Source organism: Natrialba sp. PRR66 (assembly GCF_034808065.1).
Classification (GTDB): Archaea; Halobacteriota; Halobacteria; order Halobacteriales; family Natrialbaceae; genus Natrialba; species Natrialba aegyptia.
The window spans coordinates 842,444-859,054 of sequence record NZ_JAXHGN010000002.1 but is presented as its reverse complement, the minus strand read 5'-3'; the positions used below and the strand labels follow the sequence as shown (position 1 = coordinate 859,054).

Genomic DNA, 16,611 nt, shown 5'->3' with positions numbered 1-16,611 from the left:
CATGACCAAGCCGGGACCGGGAACGACGGACGGAGCAGAACTGGCCGCCGGGTCGGAGGTAGATACCGCCGACCGCGGGACGAGAACGGGGGAGACGGGGACGGATCTCGCCGTCCACCTCGACGGAATCACCAAGCGATTCCCCGGCGTCGTCGCGAACGACGACGTCGATTTGCGCGTCGAACGGGGGAGCGTTCACGCCTTGCTCGGCGAGAACGGCGCGGGGAAGACGACGCTGATGAACGTCCTCTACGGGCTCTACGAACCGGAGGCGGGGCGTGTCGTCGTCGATGGAACCGAGCGCGGGTTCGGCTCGCCGCAGGATGCCATCGACGCCGGTATCGGGATGATCCACCAGCACTTCATGCTGGTCGACTCCATGACGGTCGCCGAGAACATCGCCCTGGGGAACGAGCCGACCAAGTGGTTCGGCATGGCGGTCGACCGCGAGCAGATCGCCCGCGAGATCGACGACCTCTGCGATCGGTACGGGTTCGATGTCGATCCCGAGGCGACCGTCGAGGAGCTGAGCGTCGGCGTCCAGCAACGCGTCGAAATTCTCAAAGCGCTGTTTCGCGGCACGGACGTACTGATTCTCGACGAACCGACGGCCGTCCTCACACCCCAGGAGGTCGAGGACCTCTACGACGTGCTCGACGAACTCACTGCCCAGGGAAAGACGGTCATCTTCATCACGCACAAACTCGAGGAGGCGACCCACGCAGCCGACGCGATTACGATTCTCCGGGACGGCGAATCCGTGGGGACGGTCGCGCCCGAACGCACGGACCGCGAAGACCTGGCCGAGCGCATGGTCGGTCGCGAGGTGCTTCTCGAGGTCGACGCCGACCCCGTCACGACGGGTAAGGTCGTCCTCTCGACGCGGAACGTCGCCGTCGAGGACGCTCGCGGCGTCGATGTCGTCTCCGGCATCGATCTCGACGTTCGCGCCGGCGAGATCGTTGGTATCGCGGGCGTCGACGGGAACGGCCAGGCCGAACTGATCGAGGCGATCACCGGCCTCCGAACGCCCGATGCGGGAACGATTGCCTACGAAGGCACGGACATCACCGACTGGTCTCGCCGCCGGCGAATCGACGCCGGGATGTCCTACATTCCGGAAGACCGTCACAAGCGCGGGCTGGTCATGCCGTTCGATCTCGTCGAAAACAGTATTCTGGGGAGTCAGCGCGACTCCGAGTTCGCACCTGACGGTCGCATCGACTGGACCAACGTTCGTGACCACACGGACGACCTCATCGACACCTACGACGTCCGACCGCCGGACGCCGACGCCGATGCCAGCTCGTTCTCCGGCGGGAACCAACAGAAGTTCATCGTCGGCCGCGAGTTCGAGCGCGATCCCTCGCTGGTTATCGCGACGTATCCCACCCGCGGGGTCGACATCGGGTCGACCGAGTTCATCCACGACCGACTGCTCGAACTCCGCCGGGAGGGAGTCGCGATCGTGCTGGTTTCCTCGAAGCTCGACGAGGTGCAGGCGCTGTCCGATCGGCTGGCCGTGATGTACGAAGGCGAGTTCATCGACGTCACCGACCCGGATGCGATCACCGAAGAAGAACTCGGATTACTCATGGCGGGCCAGCAGGTGGACGAGACCGGAAAGGGTGCCAGCGATGCTGGCACGGTCGGAACGAACAGCGGTGAGTCGCGATGAGTTCGGATTCGGATGCGCCCGGTCGGATACGGCGACTCCTCGAACGGCTTGTCCGGGCGTCAGCCATGGAACGGATCGCCATTAGCGTCGCGGCGCTGTTCGCAGCGGTGCTCGTCGGCGGTGCGTTCGTCTTCGTCTCGGGCGGCGTCGCCTCGTGTCGGTCCGGACTCGACATAGCCGGCGTGACGTTCTGTTACAACCCGATGCAGGTCTTCTACGAGCTGTTCCTCGGGGCGCTTGGCAACCCGCTGCAGGGTGGCTGGTCGCCGACAAACTTGAGCCTCGCGAAGACGCTCCAGCAGACGACGCTGCTGATCTTCGCGGGATTATCGGTCGCGGTGGCGTTTCGCGCCGGCCTCCTCAACATCGGGACGCAAGGCCAACTCGTCATCGGCGGGTTCGTGACGGCCATCACCGTCGTCTTCGCGGAATCGATCGTTCCTGGCGGCCTGGTCGGGATGCTCGTTCTCATCCCCCTCGGCGTGCTCGCGGGCGCGATCGGTGGCGGCCTCTACGGCGCGATTCCGGGAGCCCTGAAGGCCTACGCCGACGCGAACGAGGTGATCACGACGATCATGCTCAACTTCGTCGCGGTCGGTATCACGTCGACACTACTGTCCTGGCAGTTCCAGGATAACAACAGCACTACCGCACAAACTGCGCCGGTCCCGGAGTACGCCGAGGTTCCGACCATTCCGTACATCGGATTCGACGAACGGGTGGATTTTTCGCTGCTCGCGCTCGGGTTCGCCGTCGTGCTCATGCTCGGCATCGCCTGGCTGTTCTCCCGCACCTCGTTCGGCTACGAACTCCGCACGAGCGGCATTCAGCCGGCCGCAGCCGCCTACGGCGGCGTCGACGAGAAGCGCATGACCGTTGCGACCATGTCGCTTTCGGGCGCACTCGGCGGCGTCGCCGGCGCGTTCTGGGTGCTGATGGTCCACGGACGGTGGCTCAAGAACGTCCCGTCGATCGGGTTCGATGGGATCGCCGTCTCGGTGCTGGCCGGCAGCAATCCGCTGGGCGTCGGCGCATCGGCGTTCCTGTTCGGCATGCTCGATAGCGGCAAGAGCGCAATCGGCTCCGCGACGAACGTGCCGCCCGACCTGGTCGGCATTCTCTCCGGGTTGATCATCCTCTTCGTCGCGATGCCGGAGTTCTTCCGCATGATCGGGACGCGGTACGTTGACGTTCGCTCACCGAAACCCGCCAGAGCCGACGGGGGAAGCGTTCCCGACGACAACAACGAGGTGGCCGACGAATCCGGGGGTGAGGACGATGCGTAAGCGATTCCGCCGCACGCGCGAGTTCATCGGTCGACACCCGCGCGCGGCGAGTCTGAGTGCCGTCGCCATCGTCCTGGCGTTCCTCTGGGCGACTCCCGCGAGCTGGCAGACCTCGACGCTCCGGCTCGCCGTGCCGATCGCGCTCGCGGCGATCGGCGGCATCTTCGCCGAGAAAAGCGGCGTCATCAACATCGGTATCGAGGGCCTGCTCATCGTCTCGGCGTTTAGCTCGATCATCGCGGTCTACTGGCTGGGCGACGGCGGCGCGACGATGGGCGTGTCGAACCTGTGGTGGGGACTGCTGGTCGGCATCCTCGTCAGCGTCCTGTTCGCGCTGATCTTCGCGATCGTCTGCATCGAGTTCAAGGCCGACCAGATCATCGCCGGTCTCGCGATCTGGCTCATCTCGCTGGGGCTCGCGCCCTTTGCGTCGCGGATCGTCTTCGGCAGCCCCAACACCGCGAGCGTCGCGCGCTTTGGAAGCGTGACGGTCCCCGGACTGTCGGAAATTCCGATCGTCGGCTATCTCCTGTTCGATACGGAACCGCAGGTCTATCTCATGCTGGCCGGCACGGTCGCGGGCTGGTACCTGCTCTCCAGAACCACCTTCGGCCGCTGGGTCGTCGCCAGCGGCGAGAATCCGAAGGCGCTCGATACGGCCGGCGTCGACGTTCGCAAGGTCCGGTACGCTGCGGTGTTGCTCTCGGGCGTCTTCGCCGGCCTCGGCGGTGCCGGCTTCGCGCTCGGCACCCTCGGGACGTTCGCCGGCGGCGGCGACACGGCGATCAACGGCCGCGGGTTCATCGCGATCGCGACCTACCTCCTCGCGAACTACCACCCCGTCGGTGCCGTTCTGAGTTCGTTCCTCTTCGCGGGACTGAACTCGCTCCAGACTGCACTGCAGTCGGCCGGCTACGCGATCCCGACCGAACTGATTCGCACGATCCCGCACATGTCGGTCATCGTCGTCCTCGTGCTCGTCGGCCGAACGCGACTGCCGGACGCCGCCGGCGACCACTACGAGTCCGGCGAGGACTGAGACGGTCTGCTGTAGCGATTTACCGGCGCAACCGCGCCCCTTCTGCGGTTGCGCCGGAAATGACTTACAGCAGTCCGTATGAGCCGGGTAGCACGGTGGATCCCCTTCCCTGGACTTGGATCTGGACCTAGGCCTAGACCTGAAGAGCGGTCGATGCCTTCTTGCGCTCACTCGCGGTACTATCCGGTGTGACTCCACACGACGACAGCAATAGCGCCGCCACCGATCATCGCACCGCCCTCATCACGGCCGCACGCGACGCTCAATCAGCCGCCCACGTCCCCTACTCCGAGTACCGTGTCGGTGCCGCACTCGAAACCGAAGCCGGCGATGTCTTCGTCGGCTGCAATCTCGAAAACGCCAATTTCAGCAACAGCCTCCACGCCGAGGAGGTCGCCATCGCCGAAGCGGTCAAGAACGGCCACCGCGAGTTCAGTCATCTCGCCGTGAGTTCCGACCGACAAGACGGCGTCACGCCCTGCGGGATGTGCCGGCAGACGCTGGCCGAGTTCTGCGACGACGAACTCGTGGTGTGGTGCGACGAAGGAGACCTGAGCGACGAGAATACCGACGACGAAGCGGATGTGACTGCGATTCAGGTAACCGAGTACACGCTCGGTGAACTCTTGCCGAATACGATCACCGAGGAGACCCTGGAGTAGCCGGCTTGTGGCTCGAGCGCCGACGCTACCGCTCGAGTTCAGCGCGAAGGATCGTTCGATGGCAGCGTTTTTTCTCGGTGTTTTCGTAGCAGACGAGCGCCAGGTCCTCGCCGTCGTCGAGCCGCGTCGAGAGGGCCGCGAGTGCCGTCTGCGCCTCGTCGGCCGTCGCGAGGTGCTCGCGGTAGGCGTCTCCGAACGCGACCTGGTCCCACGCGGCGTTGTGGGCCTCCTCGTCGCAGATCCCGCGCATCTTGAGGTCCTCCTCGGCGGTGCGGATCGCGTCGAGCAGGTCGGCTGGCGGCCCGAGTTCGGGAACGTTCTCGTCGACCGCGGCGTGAAACCACGAGGTCGGGCTGCGGACGACGCCGACTCGCGTCGCGTCCGCGGGCACGTCGGCGAACTCGTGCTGGAGCGCGGCGACGTACGTGTCCGTGAGGGTTCCGCGTGCCATACCCGTCGATACGGCCGCCCCGCATTTATATACGGCGTCGGTGCGAATCGCCGCCACTCGATGACCGGCGACAGCGAAGACCCGAACGCAGACGTACAGTACCATCTCGAGGTCAGCGGCGCGGACATGGCCGATACCGTCCTCCTGCCCGGCAATCCCGAACGCCTCGAGAAGATCGTGGCCCACTGGGACGACCACGAGATTCGCGCCCACCACCGCGAGTACCGGACCGCGACCGGCACCTACGAGGACACGCCCATTTCGGTCACCTCGACCGGAATCGGCAGCCCGTCGGCCGCAATCGCCGTCGAGGAACTGGCCCGCGTCGGCTGCGAGACGTTCATTCGGGTCGGCTCCTGCGGGGCGATCCAGGCCGACATGGACGTCGGCGACCTCGTTATCAGCACCGGCGCGGTCCGACAGGAGGGCACGAGCGACGAATACGTCCGCGAGGACTACCCCGCGAGCGCGGACTACGAGGTCGTCTCCGCACTCGTCGCCGCCGCCGAACGACTCGGCTACGACTACCACACCGGTATCACGATGAGCGCCGACTCCTTCTACGCCGGCCAGGGCCGTCCCGGCTACGACGAGTTCGAAGCCGCCGGCGCGGACGACCTGATCGATGAACTCGTCGAGGCGAACGTCAAGAACATCGAGATGGAGGCGAGTGCGATTTTCACGCTCGCGAACATCTACGGGCTGCGCGCCGGTGCGGTCTGTTCCGTCTACGCGAACCGTCAGACTGGCGAGTTCAGAACGGAAGGCGAGTCTCGTGCGGCTGAAACGGCGACGCTTGCGACGCACTTGCTCGCAAGAATGGATGCGATAAAGCGCGAGGCGGGGGCGGATCGGTGGCATCCCGGGCTCTCGCTGGAGTAAGCGGTCTGTATCCGTATCCGATTTGCGGGTGGTCTCAGTCCCGGATACGAACGAGTTCGTCTTCGAAGACCTTCCGGTTCGGGATGATGTACTCCTCGGAGTTGTCTTCGATTTTGGTGACGAAGAGGTCGACTTCCTGGACGATACCGGCCTGGTCGCCGATACGAACCCGATCGCCGATTCCGTAGGGCTGGTTGAGTAGCAGGTAAATCCCTGCGGCACTCGAGATCAGGAAGTCCTTAAAGACGACGGAGCCGACGAAGACGAGGCCGAGTGCGTAGACGGCAAGCAGGATGAGCAACGGCAGGACGTAGACGCCGATCTGCCCCAGTGCGATGAGAAAGGCGACGTACAGGACGGAGTACTTGAGGACCCGAGGAATAAGCGAGGCTTCGGGGAGTTTGACGCTACGGAGGTACTCACTGACGGCTAACTCCGCCTTGTCCGCGACGATGAACCCGAAGATGAGCACGAGGACGGCAATGAACACCTGCGGGATGTACTCGACGACGCGAATCCAGAACGCCTCAGTGTCGAGTAATTGCGCGATATGAATCGCCGTCAGAACGGCGATCCCGTAAATGAACCACGAACTCAATCTGGCGACGATGTCGACCAACGAGGTACCGATCGACTGGGCGGTACGCTCGAACGGCGTCCCCTCAACGGCTTCTGGCACACCTGAGGCCGAGAGCAGTTCCTTGTTGAGTCGACCGACCAGGTAGCCGATGACCAGCCCGAGTACGAGCACCGCCGCAGCTATGACGGCCGGCTCGTCGATAAGGGTCTGCCAGTTCATGTCAGTACGCCTCCGGATCGACCTCCATGATGAGCTCGCCGGCCTTGAACGCCCGGACGAGCCCATCGCTTTCCGACAGCACGATCGTGATCGCGTTCGTATCGCGCGTGATCGCGCCGCCGGCCATGTGGCGTGCGCCGAGCCCTTTCGGAATGTCGACACCCTCCGCGGATGGCTCGAGATACCGATAGGCTGAGACGATTTTCCCCGCATCGGAGATGACGAACGCGCCGTCGAGCCGAGAGAACTCCTTCAACATGACGTTCACGATCGGATCGCCGACGTGAACGTGTGACTTCTCGAAGGGGTTGTACGACAGCGGCCGAGACTTGTTCATCACCTTTCCCGCATCGCCGACGACGAAGAGTGCCCCCACCGGCTTGCCCTTCTGGCCCTTCTTGCCGAGTTCAATCGCGAGTTCGAGGACGGCTTTGATGACGGTCGGTTCGGCCCGCGACTTCGCGAAGAGGTCGTAGATCCCGGTCCGGTCGTCCGCGTTGGCTCGCACGCGCGAGATGGTGTCGATTTCGTCCCCGAAGACGCGCGTCGCACAGACGAGTTCGTCGCCGTCCTCGATAACGTCCTGCTCGAGCGCCCCCTCGAGGCCGAAGCTGATCCGTTCGGCAACGTCCTCGAACTCGAGGGGGAGTTCGACGAACGTCTCTGCGCCGACATCGTTGGTGGTGGCGACGACGAGTACGTCGAGGTCGTCGGCTGTTTGACAGCGTTCGTAATCGGAGCTACTCGGTGAAAAGAGAGCGACGGCATCGGCGTTCGAGAAGAGCTGCCCGAACACATCGTCTAACCCGGCCATTGCTCATACAAGCCGTTTCCGCGCGAATAAGCGTTATGGAGCGTCAGACGTGTGTCTGCCACAGCAGGCTGTGCTTTAATCGTGGAGCAGTCACTATGGGAAGGTCATCGCTATGCGGGCGGTTGTGATCAGGGATTGTGATCAGGTTTCCCCACCGGATGGAGAGCGAAACGACGCACCGGAATCGAAGCTGGTGAGATCGTCGATACGCGCCTCCAGGGCTTCGATTTCTCGCTGCAGTTCGTCGGTTTCCTCGTCCGTCCCGGTGAGTTGATCCTTGAGCCCCTGCAGTCGCGATTCTTTCTCTTCCTCATCGACCTCGGCTTTTCGGACGTACTCGCTGCGTTCGATCTCGTACACCGCGGATTCGGCGAGTTCAGTCACGGCGAGCGCCTCGTCGACCTTCGCCGGGTCCACGCTCGTGACGCGCTCGGGGTCGATTCCGGCGTCCGCCAGGACGGTCAGTACGTCCTCGTCGTCCTTGAGCGAGCGATTTCGGCGGGCAGTCCGCTGGACGGACCCGTATTGTCCGTTCACCGGGTGATCGTGGTGGAGTCGATCGAGCAAGACGGCACTGACGTCCTGTCGAAGGTCGTCGGCGTTTCGCTGCACATCCGAGAGGAGCGTATAGAGATTGACGAGCGCCGCCGTCTCCATCCCGTCGAGTGCGGTTGGATCGTGTCGCTCCAGAGCGTCGATCAACAGCAGGGCATCGGCGTAGACGGGGAGTTCGGGTTCTTCGCGCTCCGTGCGCTTTGTGGCGGCAGCCGAACCGGACTCGAAGCCGACATCTGTATCGACGAGCGGAGAGCCGGATGGCGTGTCGGTTTCGGTCAGCGTTCCAGCCTTGTCATCGAGTTCAAACTGCGGATGAAGACTGAGCACCGTCGCGTAGGGTTCCGCCTCCGAGGGAAGCCGATCAAGACTGAAGCCGCCGGCCGCGTCCTGAACTCGTTGAAGCAGCGTCTCGAACTGTTCGCGTTGTAGCGGAACCGTCTCAGATTCGCGTTTGTACTCGACGAGAAGCCGGTGTTCCTGCGTCTCAGTTATCTGGAAGGGGTCCCGCGAGAGTGGCGTGAGGAGTGTCGCATCAGGTGGTAACTCCGCGACAGTCTCGAGAAGGGTATGCCAGCTCGTGGTTCCCGGCATACGCTCGTATTATCGCGCGTGTGGCAAAAGACTGCCGACATTATTCCGCCACAGAGTCTCCGTATTTATGAACAACGGCGGGAAAGTACAATGGATGAGACGATGCGAGACCGGATTCGAACCGAAGCAAGACGGTCTCTCACTGCGTTCACGCTACGTCTTGCAGGAATCGGCCGACCGCAGTCTCCGCTCACGATGGTGTTCGCGGAGAATGCGCGGGACCGGATTCGAACCGGCGGACCCCTACGGGACAGCGTCCTAAGCGCTGCGCCGTTGGCCTAGCTTGGCTACCCGCGCGCACCTTTCGCTTTTCACGAATCCAGTAAGTAACTGTCGGTCCGGACGGCACCTCGTGACTTCCCACTACTGATGTTTCACCGGCTCTTCGGGCGACCAGTCCGGTGGAACGATAAAGGTCACGTGCTCGGCATCGCGAAGTTGGTGTAGCTCTGCCGCCTGCTCGGCTAACGATCGGTCTCGGTACGGCATCTCGAGACCACAGCCAGTGCAGACGAGCTTGCAAGTTGGCTCCTTCATGACGGGACGCAGGTCCAGCCCGTACCGAGACCGGAACCCAACGGTGTTTCTCACTTGGCGATTCTCGGGCTTTAGTAGTTGTCTCCTAGTGAAACCCAGGCAGAACGGCCGATTCGGCGACCTGTTCGTAGCTAACTCTTGGCGCAAGTAGCGCGCTATTGGGATTCACAACGATGTGAAACAGACCCGTTCCGAGGGCCACTACACTGATTCTCCATTATACATACTCCTATCACCCACCGACTACGCCAGCCCACGTCCCGACTACCCCACTCCTGTTCACCGACGTCACGTCCGCAGATTTATCTCCGATGGTGCACTACCCCGCCCATGCACAGCGCCCGCGATCGCATCGAGTACGATTCCTGGCTCACCGAACTCGAGCAGATCGCCGACCGACTCGACCTCTCCAGCGACGCTCGCTCCTGTGCTACTGAACTCTTTCTCGGCGACGTACCATCGGACGACCGCTCGAAACGGGCCGTCCTCGCTGCGAGTATTTACGCCGGCTCGCTCGTCGCCGGGGATGGCCGAACGCAGGGTGCCGTTGCCGACGCGGCGGATGTCTCTCGCCTCTCGATCCAGACCCGCTGGAAGGACCGACTGGCTGCGGCCGGTCTCGAACCACCCAGCTGGTAACGCGACTGATTGGTCAGAACCGACGCCTGTCCACACCACCACGCCACTGACCGTTACCGACCGTAAGTTTACGATACATGGCTGGAAAGACGGTATTAGTAGCCCCCTGTAATTTCCATTGGCGATAGAACTGGCGAGTTCACTCGATTCGGTTCGAGTTCAGCGCAGTCCGTGCAGATTCCGCGACGGACACGGTCGGTGACTAGTCGCCGTCGAGAACAGTGCCGTGTTCGTCGATTTCCCCGTGGACAATTCGGGTACTGGAGATGATATCGCCGTCGTCGGCACGCAGGTGAGGGACGACGACGACCTCGAGTGGATCGTAGCCGCGCTCACGACGAATCTCGTTTATCTGTTCGCCGCCGGACCGGGTTTCCGGTGAGACGACCAGGTAGTCGAACTGGGGTTCAGTCGCGATACCCGTCGGTTCCTCGAGCCGTCGGATTTCGAACGAGCGGTCGTACTCGGTTGCGATCGCGTCGAGTTCGGTTTCGAGGTCGGCCCGTCGGTCGTCGAACGACCGGACGGTTCGCTCTACGTGTCGTGTCTTCGGGGCGAGTTCGTCGCTGGTTAAGCCGACAGTGACATCTCCGAGTTCGAACGCCCGTTCGAAGAGCCGCCGGTGGCCGTCGTGAACGGGGTCGAACGTCCCACCAAGCGCGACGTCCATACCCCACCTCACTGGCGCGGCCCGTATAAAACGGTCGCATCCGGAAACGAGGTGAGCGAGACGAGCTACGCTGTAGTTCGACAACTGTCGATATCCGCCTTCGAATTGTTTTTAGTGAATGCCCACACTGTCCATGGTATGGGACTTGACGAGGACGCGCTGGAGTACCACCAGACTGATCCGCCGGGGAAGATCGAAATTTCGACGACGAAGCCGACGAACACGCAGCGAGACCTCTCACTTGCGTACTCGCCGGGGGTTGCTGCGCCCTGCCGGAAGATCGACGACGACGAGACCCAGGCGTATACGTACACGGCAAAAGGGAACCTCGTCGGCGTCGTCTCGAACGGTTCTGCCGTGCTCGGACTCGGCGATATCGGTGCACAGGCCTCAAAGCCCGTCATGGAGGGCAAGGGCGTCCTGTTCAAACGCTTCGCCGACATCGACGTCTTCGACATTGAACTCGACGAGTCGGACCCACACGAGTTCGTCGAGGCGGTGAAGATGATGGAGCCGACCTTCGGCGGGATCAACTTAGAGGACATCACGGCACCGTCGTGTTTCACGATCGAGGAGCGCCTGCGCGAGGAGATCGACATTCCGGTGTTTCACGATGACCAGCACGGGACGGCGATCATCTCCGGTGCCGCACTGCTCAACGCGGCAGACATCGCGGGCAAGGACCTCGAAGACCTCGAGATCGTGTTTTCGGGAGCGGGCGCGAGCGCCATCGCGACGGCCCGGTTTTACGTCTCGCTCGGCTGTCGCGCCGAGAACATCACGATGTGTGACTCCTCGGGTATCATCACCGAAACTCGGGGACAGGAGGTCAACGAGTACAAGCGCCAGTTCGCCCGCGATATCCCCGGTGGCGATCTCGCGGACGCGATGGAGGGAGCAGACGTCTTCGTCGGCCTGTCGGTCGGCGGCATCGTCTCCCAGGAGATGGTCCAGTCGATGGCCAGCAACCCGGTCATTTTCGCGATGGCCAACCCCGATCCCGAAATCGGCTACGAGGAGGCAAAGGCCGCCCGCGACGACGATGTCATCATGGCGACCGGCCGCTCCGACTACCCGAATCAGGTCAACAATGTCCTCGGGTTCCCCTTTATCTTCCGGGGCGCACTCGACGTGCGCGCGACGGAGATCAACGAGGAGATGAAAGTCGCCTGCGCCGAGGCGCTCGCCGACCTCGCCCGGCAGGACGTTCCCGACGCCGTCGTCAAAGCCTACGGCGACGAACCGCTCCAGTACGGCCCCGACTACATCATTCCGAAGCCCGTCGACCCGCGCGTGCTCTTCCAGGTCGCCCCGACGGTCGCCGAGGCCGCGATCGAGTCCGGCGCTGCCCGCACTGACTTCGACCTCGACGCCTACGAGGAAGAACTCGAGGCCCGCCTCGGCAAGTCCCGGGAGATGATGCGCGTCGTCCTCAACAAGGCAAAGAGCGACCCCAAGACGGTCGCGCTCGCCGAGGGCGAAAACGAGAAGATGATCCGGGCGGCCTACCAGATTCAGGAGCAAGGCATCGCCGCACCGATTCTCATCGGCGACGAGTCAGAGATCCGCCAGACCGCATCGAGTCTCGGCCTCGAGTTCACGCCGCAGGTCGCGGATCCCTCGGTCGGCGACTACGAGGCGTACGCCGACCGCCTGCACGAACTCCGCGCACGCAAGGGTATCACGCGAACGGAAGCCGGCGAACTCATCGAGGGCGATTCGAACTACTTCGGCAGCGTGATGGTCGAACAGGGCGACGCTGACGCACTCTTGACGGGTCTCTCCCATCACTACCCCTCGGCGCTGCGGCCGCCGCTGCAGGTGATCGGCACCGCGGACGACGTCGACTACGCCGCCGGGGTCTACATGCTCACCTTCAAGAATCGCGTCGTCTTCGTTGCCGACGCGACGGTCAATCAGGCTCCCGACGAGGAGGTCCTCGCGGAGGTCACCAAACAGACCGGCAAACTCGCTCGCCGGTTCAACGTCGAACCGCGCGCCGCACTGCTGTCGTACTCGAACTTCGGCAGCGTCGACAACGACGGCACGCGCAAACCGCGTCGCGCCGCGACGATGCTGCAGGACGATCCCGAGGTCGACTTCCCCGTCGACGGCGAGATGCAGGCGGATACCGCCGTCGTCGACGACATTCTCGAGGGCACCTACGGCTTCTCCGAACTCGAGGAGCCGGCGAACGTGCTCGTCTTCCCGAACCTCGAATCGGGGAACATCGGCTACAAACTCCTCCAGCGTCTCGGCGGCGCGGACGCCATCGGTCCGATGCTGGTCGGCATGGACCGTCCGGTGCACGTCCTCCAGCGCGGCGACGAGGTCAAGGACATCGTGAATCTGGCGAGCGTCGCAGTCGTCGACGCACAACAGGAGTAGCGACGAGCACCGGCGTTTGGAAGGCGAATTCTTCCGTTCGAAACGGTTGGACAGGAGTGCTGTCCGATCAGTATCTGTTCAACTGTACTGGTGGACACTGTGTGCGGTTCCGACTGTTTTCGGCGGATTGTCCGGGATAGTTGTCTGCGTTCAGCAGTAGTCTACGCATCAATATCAGGTGATGTGGTAACATTTAACACACTACTCCGAGAACTACGTACCGAGGGGGAGCCACGATGACTCTCGAAACCGTTTCCCGGTACGATCCGACTCGGCGTTTCGAGGGTGGTGATCATGCCGTGGTTATCGGAGCCGGAATGGCCGGTCTGTGCGCGGCTCGAGTTCTCGCCGACGGGTTTACCGAAGTCACGATCGTGGAGCGGGATTCGCTGATCGACGAGCCCGTTACCCGCCGCGGGGTTCCCCAATCCCAACACATCCATGTCCTTCTTGAAGGAGGACGGGCCACGCTGGAGGACCTGTTTCCGGGCTTCGGCGAGGAGTTGCTCTCGGCCGGTGGGGTGGCACACGATGCCGCGCGTGACGTAAAATTCTACATGGAAGGTGATTTTCTCGCAAACGGTCCCCGCCGCTGCACCGTGTACGGTGCGACCCGACCACTGTACGAGCAGGTAGTACGCGAGCAGGTCGCTGCGCTTGAGGGCGTTCACTTCCGCTCGAACAGCCAGTTCACTGACTACCTCGTTACCGATGCAGCAACGAGCGTAACGGGCATTCTGGTGCAGGATGAAGGCGGGGAGACGACGGCGATCACTACCGACCTGACCGTTGATGCCACCGGCCGTACGAGCCGGACCCCGCGGTGGTTGGACGAGCACGGGTACACTCGGCCGTCCGTTGACGAGGTTCGTATCGACGTGGCCTACAGCAGCACCACTGTCGAGCGTCCTGCTACCGACCGCCGAGGTATTATCGTGACACCCTCACCGCAGCTCCCTCGCGGCGGCACGTTCGTCCCCGTCGAAGACGGACGATGGGTGATGACGTTGTGGGGGATGCACGGTGATGCTCCCCCGACCGATCCGGCGGGCTTTGCAAACTTTGCAGCCAGTCTTCCCGTTCCCGACCTGAAGCGGATGCTCGACGACCATCCGTGGCGAACCGACGATATCGCACACTACCCGTTTCCGTCCAACCTTCGGCGGCGATACGAGGACCTCGACCGATTCCCCGAGGGACTGATCGTTATCGGGGATGGTGTCGCCAGCTTTAATCCCATTTACGGCCAGGGCATGTCGGTGGCGGCCTTCGAGGCCGCCCAGCTCCAACACGCGCTCGTCCAGGATAGTCACACGAATCTCGCGCCTCGATTTTTCGACCGAATTGAGGAGACAGTGGATCTGGCGTGGAACTTGGCGGTCGGTAGCGACCACCAGTTCCCCCAAACCGAGGGGCCGAAACCACGCGGAACGGATTTCCTGAACTGGTACCTGTCTCGCTTTCTTCGGAAAGCCCACACCGACGGCGAACTCTGGGATCTCTTCTTCAGTGTGCAAATGATGGAGAAACCACCAACCGCACTACTGCGTCCCGGCGTCGTCTGGCGCGTGTTCAAGCCATAGGTGAATACAGACCGCGCGCTCTTCGTTCCCGTGAAACGAACGCCGCATAGCCGTCGCGGTATCTTCGTCTCCGCGTTCTCTCCGGCACTACTCACCCGACAACTCGCACATAAATCGCCGGTATTTAGCCGGTCTCAACCGTGGCTGTTGCTAGAGCCCGCTATGGAACCGCCACACCGACCTCGATCTCATCGATCCCGAACCCGCCCTCGCTCTCGAACCTCCACTGACGACGGCGAGGCGAACGCATCGCGACGCCGTTTTCTCGGCGCGACCGCGACTGCAACCGCCGCGGCGACGGGCCTCGCCGGCTGCGTCGACCTGCCGAACACGCTCGGCGGCCTCGTCGACGGCTCCGAAGACGTCTCCCTGTTCCAGAACGACCTACGTCGACTCGGTTACTACCCCGACGAGGTCGTCCCCGACGCCGTACACGTCGACTGGACCTTCCCGGTCAACTACGTCGGTCACACCGCAGCCAAATCTAGCCCCCTCCCGACGCCAGACGGCGAGACGATCCTGTTCGCCGGCGACACCGGCCGCGTTCACGCCTACACGCCCGCGGGCGAACTCCGCTGGACGACTCAAACCGGCGCGACCGAACTCGGCTTCCACGGCTCCCCCGCCATCGTCGGTGATACCGCCTACATCGGCGGCTACGACGGCGACCTCTACGCGCTCGACACCGACAGCGGCGACATCGTCTGGCGCACCCGCTCCGCCGAACTCGACGGCGCGCTCGCGATCGGCTCGAGCCCGGCCTACCACGACGGCACACTCTACGTTATCTCCGAGTTCGCCCCACCCTCGAGCGGCGCGCTCTGGGCGATCGATCCCAACACCGGCGAGCCCACATGGAGCGACGACCGAATCTGGGGGCAGGCCCACCCGTCGCCGACGATCGACCTCGACGCCGGGCGGATACTCGCCGGCTCGAACGACGGTGCCGTCTACTGTTGGGAGTTCCCTGAACTCGAGTTCAGCTGGCAATACCAGGCCGACGCGGACGGCGAAGAAGCTGCGGATGGTGCGTTTCGGAAGGGTGCCCAGATCAAGGGGACCGTCGCGGCCCACGACGGCTACGGCTACGTTGGCAGTTGGGACAACAACTTCTACTGTCTCGATCTGGCGGACGGCGAGGAGGAGTGGGTGTTCGAGACGGGAGCGTCGGTGATGTCGAATCCGGCGGTCGATGTCGAAGAAGATATCGTCTACATGGGAAGCGACGACAACTACGTCTACGCGCTCGATGCCAAATCTGGCGAGGAACTGTGGTCGACGGACGTCAACGGGCGCGTCATCGGGGCACTGACGGTCACGGCCGAAACGGTGCTCGCCGGCTCGTACGATTCGCACCTGTACGCCCTGGACAAGGAGACCGGAGACCGTCGCTGGCGCGTCGAAAACCGCGGGCGGGTCACCAGCGCTCCAATTCCCGTCGACGGGCGGATCTACTACGCCGAGCGCGGCGTAATTTCGAATTATTACGATGATAACGAGGAGACGACGACGCTCGAGGAACCCGGTCACGCCTACTGTCTGGTCGCCGACGACTGAGACTCAGTACCAGTCTCGCCGGCACGAAAGCGTGCATTCAAGTATTTGCCGGGATTGTTCCCGCGTATGCAAGATCAGGGACGCTCTACGCGAAAGCGAACCGGCGGTCGACTGAAGAACGTTCGCAAGCGCCGAAAGGACGAACTCGGCCGGCTGCCGACGGAGACGCAGGTCGGCGAACCGCGCTTCCGGACCGTCGATGTCCGCGGTAACGACACGAAGACGCGTGCGCTCGCGACGGACGTTGCAAGCGTCAACACCGACGACGAAACGGTCTCCGCGGACATCGAGGACGTCGTCGAGAACGACGCCAACCCGAACTACGTCCGCCGAAACATCATCACGAAGGGTGCCGTTATCGCGACCTCCGAGGGTGAGGCTCGCGTTACGTCCCGGCCCGGCCAGACCGGTCAGGTCAACGCCGTGTTGCTCGATAACTGATCGACGCCGACTCGATTCTCTTCGACGCTGGTTCCG

The 16,611-nt window shown here is 63.2% G+C and carries 15 protein-coding genes and 1 tRNA gene; 10 read left to right on the top strand and 6 right to left on the bottom strand.

Going from position 1 to position 16,611, the window contains the following annotated elements; genetic code table 11:
* The first annotated feature begins 1 nt into the window (after nt 1).
* The 4 genes from SM755_RS10400 (at nt 2) to cdd (ending at nt 4,665) form a co-directional block, all read left to right on the top strand.
* On the top strand, nt 2-1,678 hold the full coding sequence (locus tag SM755_RS10400) for an ABC transporter ATP-binding protein (RefSeq protein WP_323172570.1): 1,677 nt from the start codon (nt 2-4) through the stop codon (nt 1,676-1,678).
* Nucleotides 1,675-2,964 (top strand): ABC transporter permease, encoded by a 1,290-nt coding sequence (locus tag SM755_RS10395; RefSeq protein ID WP_323172569.1) that lies wholly within the window; start codon nt 1,675-1,677, stop codon nt 2,962-2,964. Before SM755_RS10400 ends, SM755_RS10395 begins: the two co-directional genes overlap by 4 nt.
* A complete protein-coding gene (locus SM755_RS10390; protein ID WP_323172568.1) occupies nt 2,957-4,003 on the top strand; it encodes an ABC transporter permease in 1,047 nt (348 codons plus the stop codon). Before SM755_RS10395 ends, SM755_RS10390 begins: the two co-directional genes overlap by 8 nt.
* 188 nt (nt 4,004-4,191) lie before the next feature.
* Complete coding sequence (gene cdd, locus SM755_RS10385) at nt 4,192-4,665, top strand: cytidine deaminase (RefSeq protein WP_323172567.1); 474 nt, start codon at nt 4,192-4,194, stop codon at nt 4,663-4,665.
* A gap of 25 nt (nt 4,666-4,690) precedes the next feature.
* Here cdd and SM755_RS10380 read toward each other — a convergent pair whose 3' ends face one another.
* Nucleotides 4,691-5,116 carry a DUF488 family protein gene (locus tag SM755_RS10380; RefSeq protein WP_323172566.1) on the bottom strand — a complete coding sequence of 142 codons (426 nt, stop codon included), beginning with the start codon at nt 5,114-5,116 and terminating at the stop codon, nt 4,691-4,693.
* A 60-nt stretch (nt 5,117-5,176) separates the two neighbouring features.
* Here SM755_RS10380 and SM755_RS10375 point away from each other — a divergent pair, with 60 nt between their 5' ends.
* A complete protein-coding gene (locus SM755_RS10375; protein WP_323172565.1) occupies nt 5,177-5,998 on the top strand; it encodes a nucleoside phosphorylase in 822 nt (273 codons plus the stop codon).
* 34 nt (nt 5,999-6,032) lie between these two features.
* On the opposite strand, the gene SM755_RS10370 is transcribed toward SM755_RS10375, so the two are convergent.
* The 4 genes from SM755_RS10370 to SM755_RS10355 all read right to left on the bottom strand — a co-directional run bounded on the left by SM755_RS10370 (nt 6,033) and on the right by SM755_RS10355 (nt 9,057).
* Complete coding sequence (locus SM755_RS10370) at nt 6,033-6,797, bottom strand: mechanosensitive ion channel domain-containing protein (RefSeq protein ID WP_006666309.1); 765 nt, start codon at nt 6,795-6,797, stop codon at nt 6,033-6,035.
* Nucleotide 6,798: 1 nt separating this feature from the next.
* Complete coding sequence (gene dacZ, locus SM755_RS10365) at nt 6,799-7,611, bottom strand: diadenylate cyclase DacZ (RefSeq protein WP_006666308.1); 813 nt, start codon at nt 7,609-7,611, stop codon at nt 6,799-6,801.
* Nucleotides 7,612-7,752: 141 nt separating this feature from the next.
* The gene (locus tag SM755_RS10360; protein WP_323172564.1) at nt 7,753-8,760 is read right to left on the bottom strand and encodes a hypothetical protein; all 1,008 of its coding nucleotides are present in this window, start codon (nt 8,758-8,760) and stop codon (nt 7,753-7,755) included.
* Between the two features lie 212 nt (nt 8,761-8,972).
* Nucleotides 8,973-9,057, bottom strand: a tRNA-Leu gene (locus tag SM755_RS10355).
* A 570-nt stretch (nt 9,058-9,627) separates the two neighbouring features.
* Between SM755_RS10355 and SM755_RS10350 the strand changes: the two genes are divergently transcribed.
* The gene (locus tag SM755_RS10350; protein WP_323172563.1) at nt 9,628-9,936 is read left to right on the top strand and encodes a transcription initiation factor IIB family protein; all 309 of its coding nucleotides are present in this window, start codon (nt 9,628-9,630) and stop codon (nt 9,934-9,936) included.
* A 202-nt stretch (nt 9,937-10,138) separates the two neighbouring features.
* Here the strand turns inward: SM755_RS10350 and SM755_RS10345 are convergent, their stop codons facing one another.
* Nucleotides 10,139-10,606 carry a phosphopantetheine adenylyltransferase gene (locus tag SM755_RS10345; RefSeq protein ID WP_323172562.1) on the bottom strand — a complete coding sequence of 156 codons (468 nt, stop codon included), beginning with the start codon at nt 10,604-10,606 and terminating at the stop codon, nt 10,139-10,141.
* A 138-nt stretch (nt 10,607-10,744) separates the two neighbouring features.
* Between SM755_RS10345 and SM755_RS10340 the strand changes: the two genes are divergently transcribed.
* From SM755_RS10340 to SM755_RS10325, 4 genes are all read left to right on the top strand, one after another.
* Complete coding sequence (locus SM755_RS10340) at nt 10,745-12,994, top strand: NADP-dependent malic enzyme (protein ID WP_323172561.1); 2,250 nt, start codon at nt 10,745-10,747, stop codon at nt 12,992-12,994.
* Between the two features lie 236 nt (nt 12,995-13,230).
* Nucleotides 13,231-14,577: an FAD-dependent monooxygenase gene (locus SM755_RS10335; RefSeq protein ID WP_323172560.1), complete on the top strand. Its 1,347-nt coding sequence runs from the start codon at nt 13,231-13,233 to the stop codon at nt 14,575-14,577.
* Between the two features lie 162 nt (nt 14,578-14,739).
* The gene (locus SM755_RS10330) at nt 14,740-16,134 is read left to right on the top strand and encodes a PQQ-binding-like beta-propeller repeat protein (protein WP_323172559.1); all 1,395 of its coding nucleotides are present in this window, start codon (nt 14,740-14,742) and stop codon (nt 16,132-16,134) included.
* Nucleotides 16,135-16,200: 66 nt separating this feature from the next.
* Nucleotides 16,201-16,575, top strand: coding sequence for a 30S ribosomal protein S8e (locus SM755_RS10325; protein ID WP_006108570.1), 375 nt, complete (start codon nt 16,201-16,203; stop codon nt 16,573-16,575).
* The last annotated feature ends 36 nt before the right edge of the window (nt 16,576-16,611 follow it).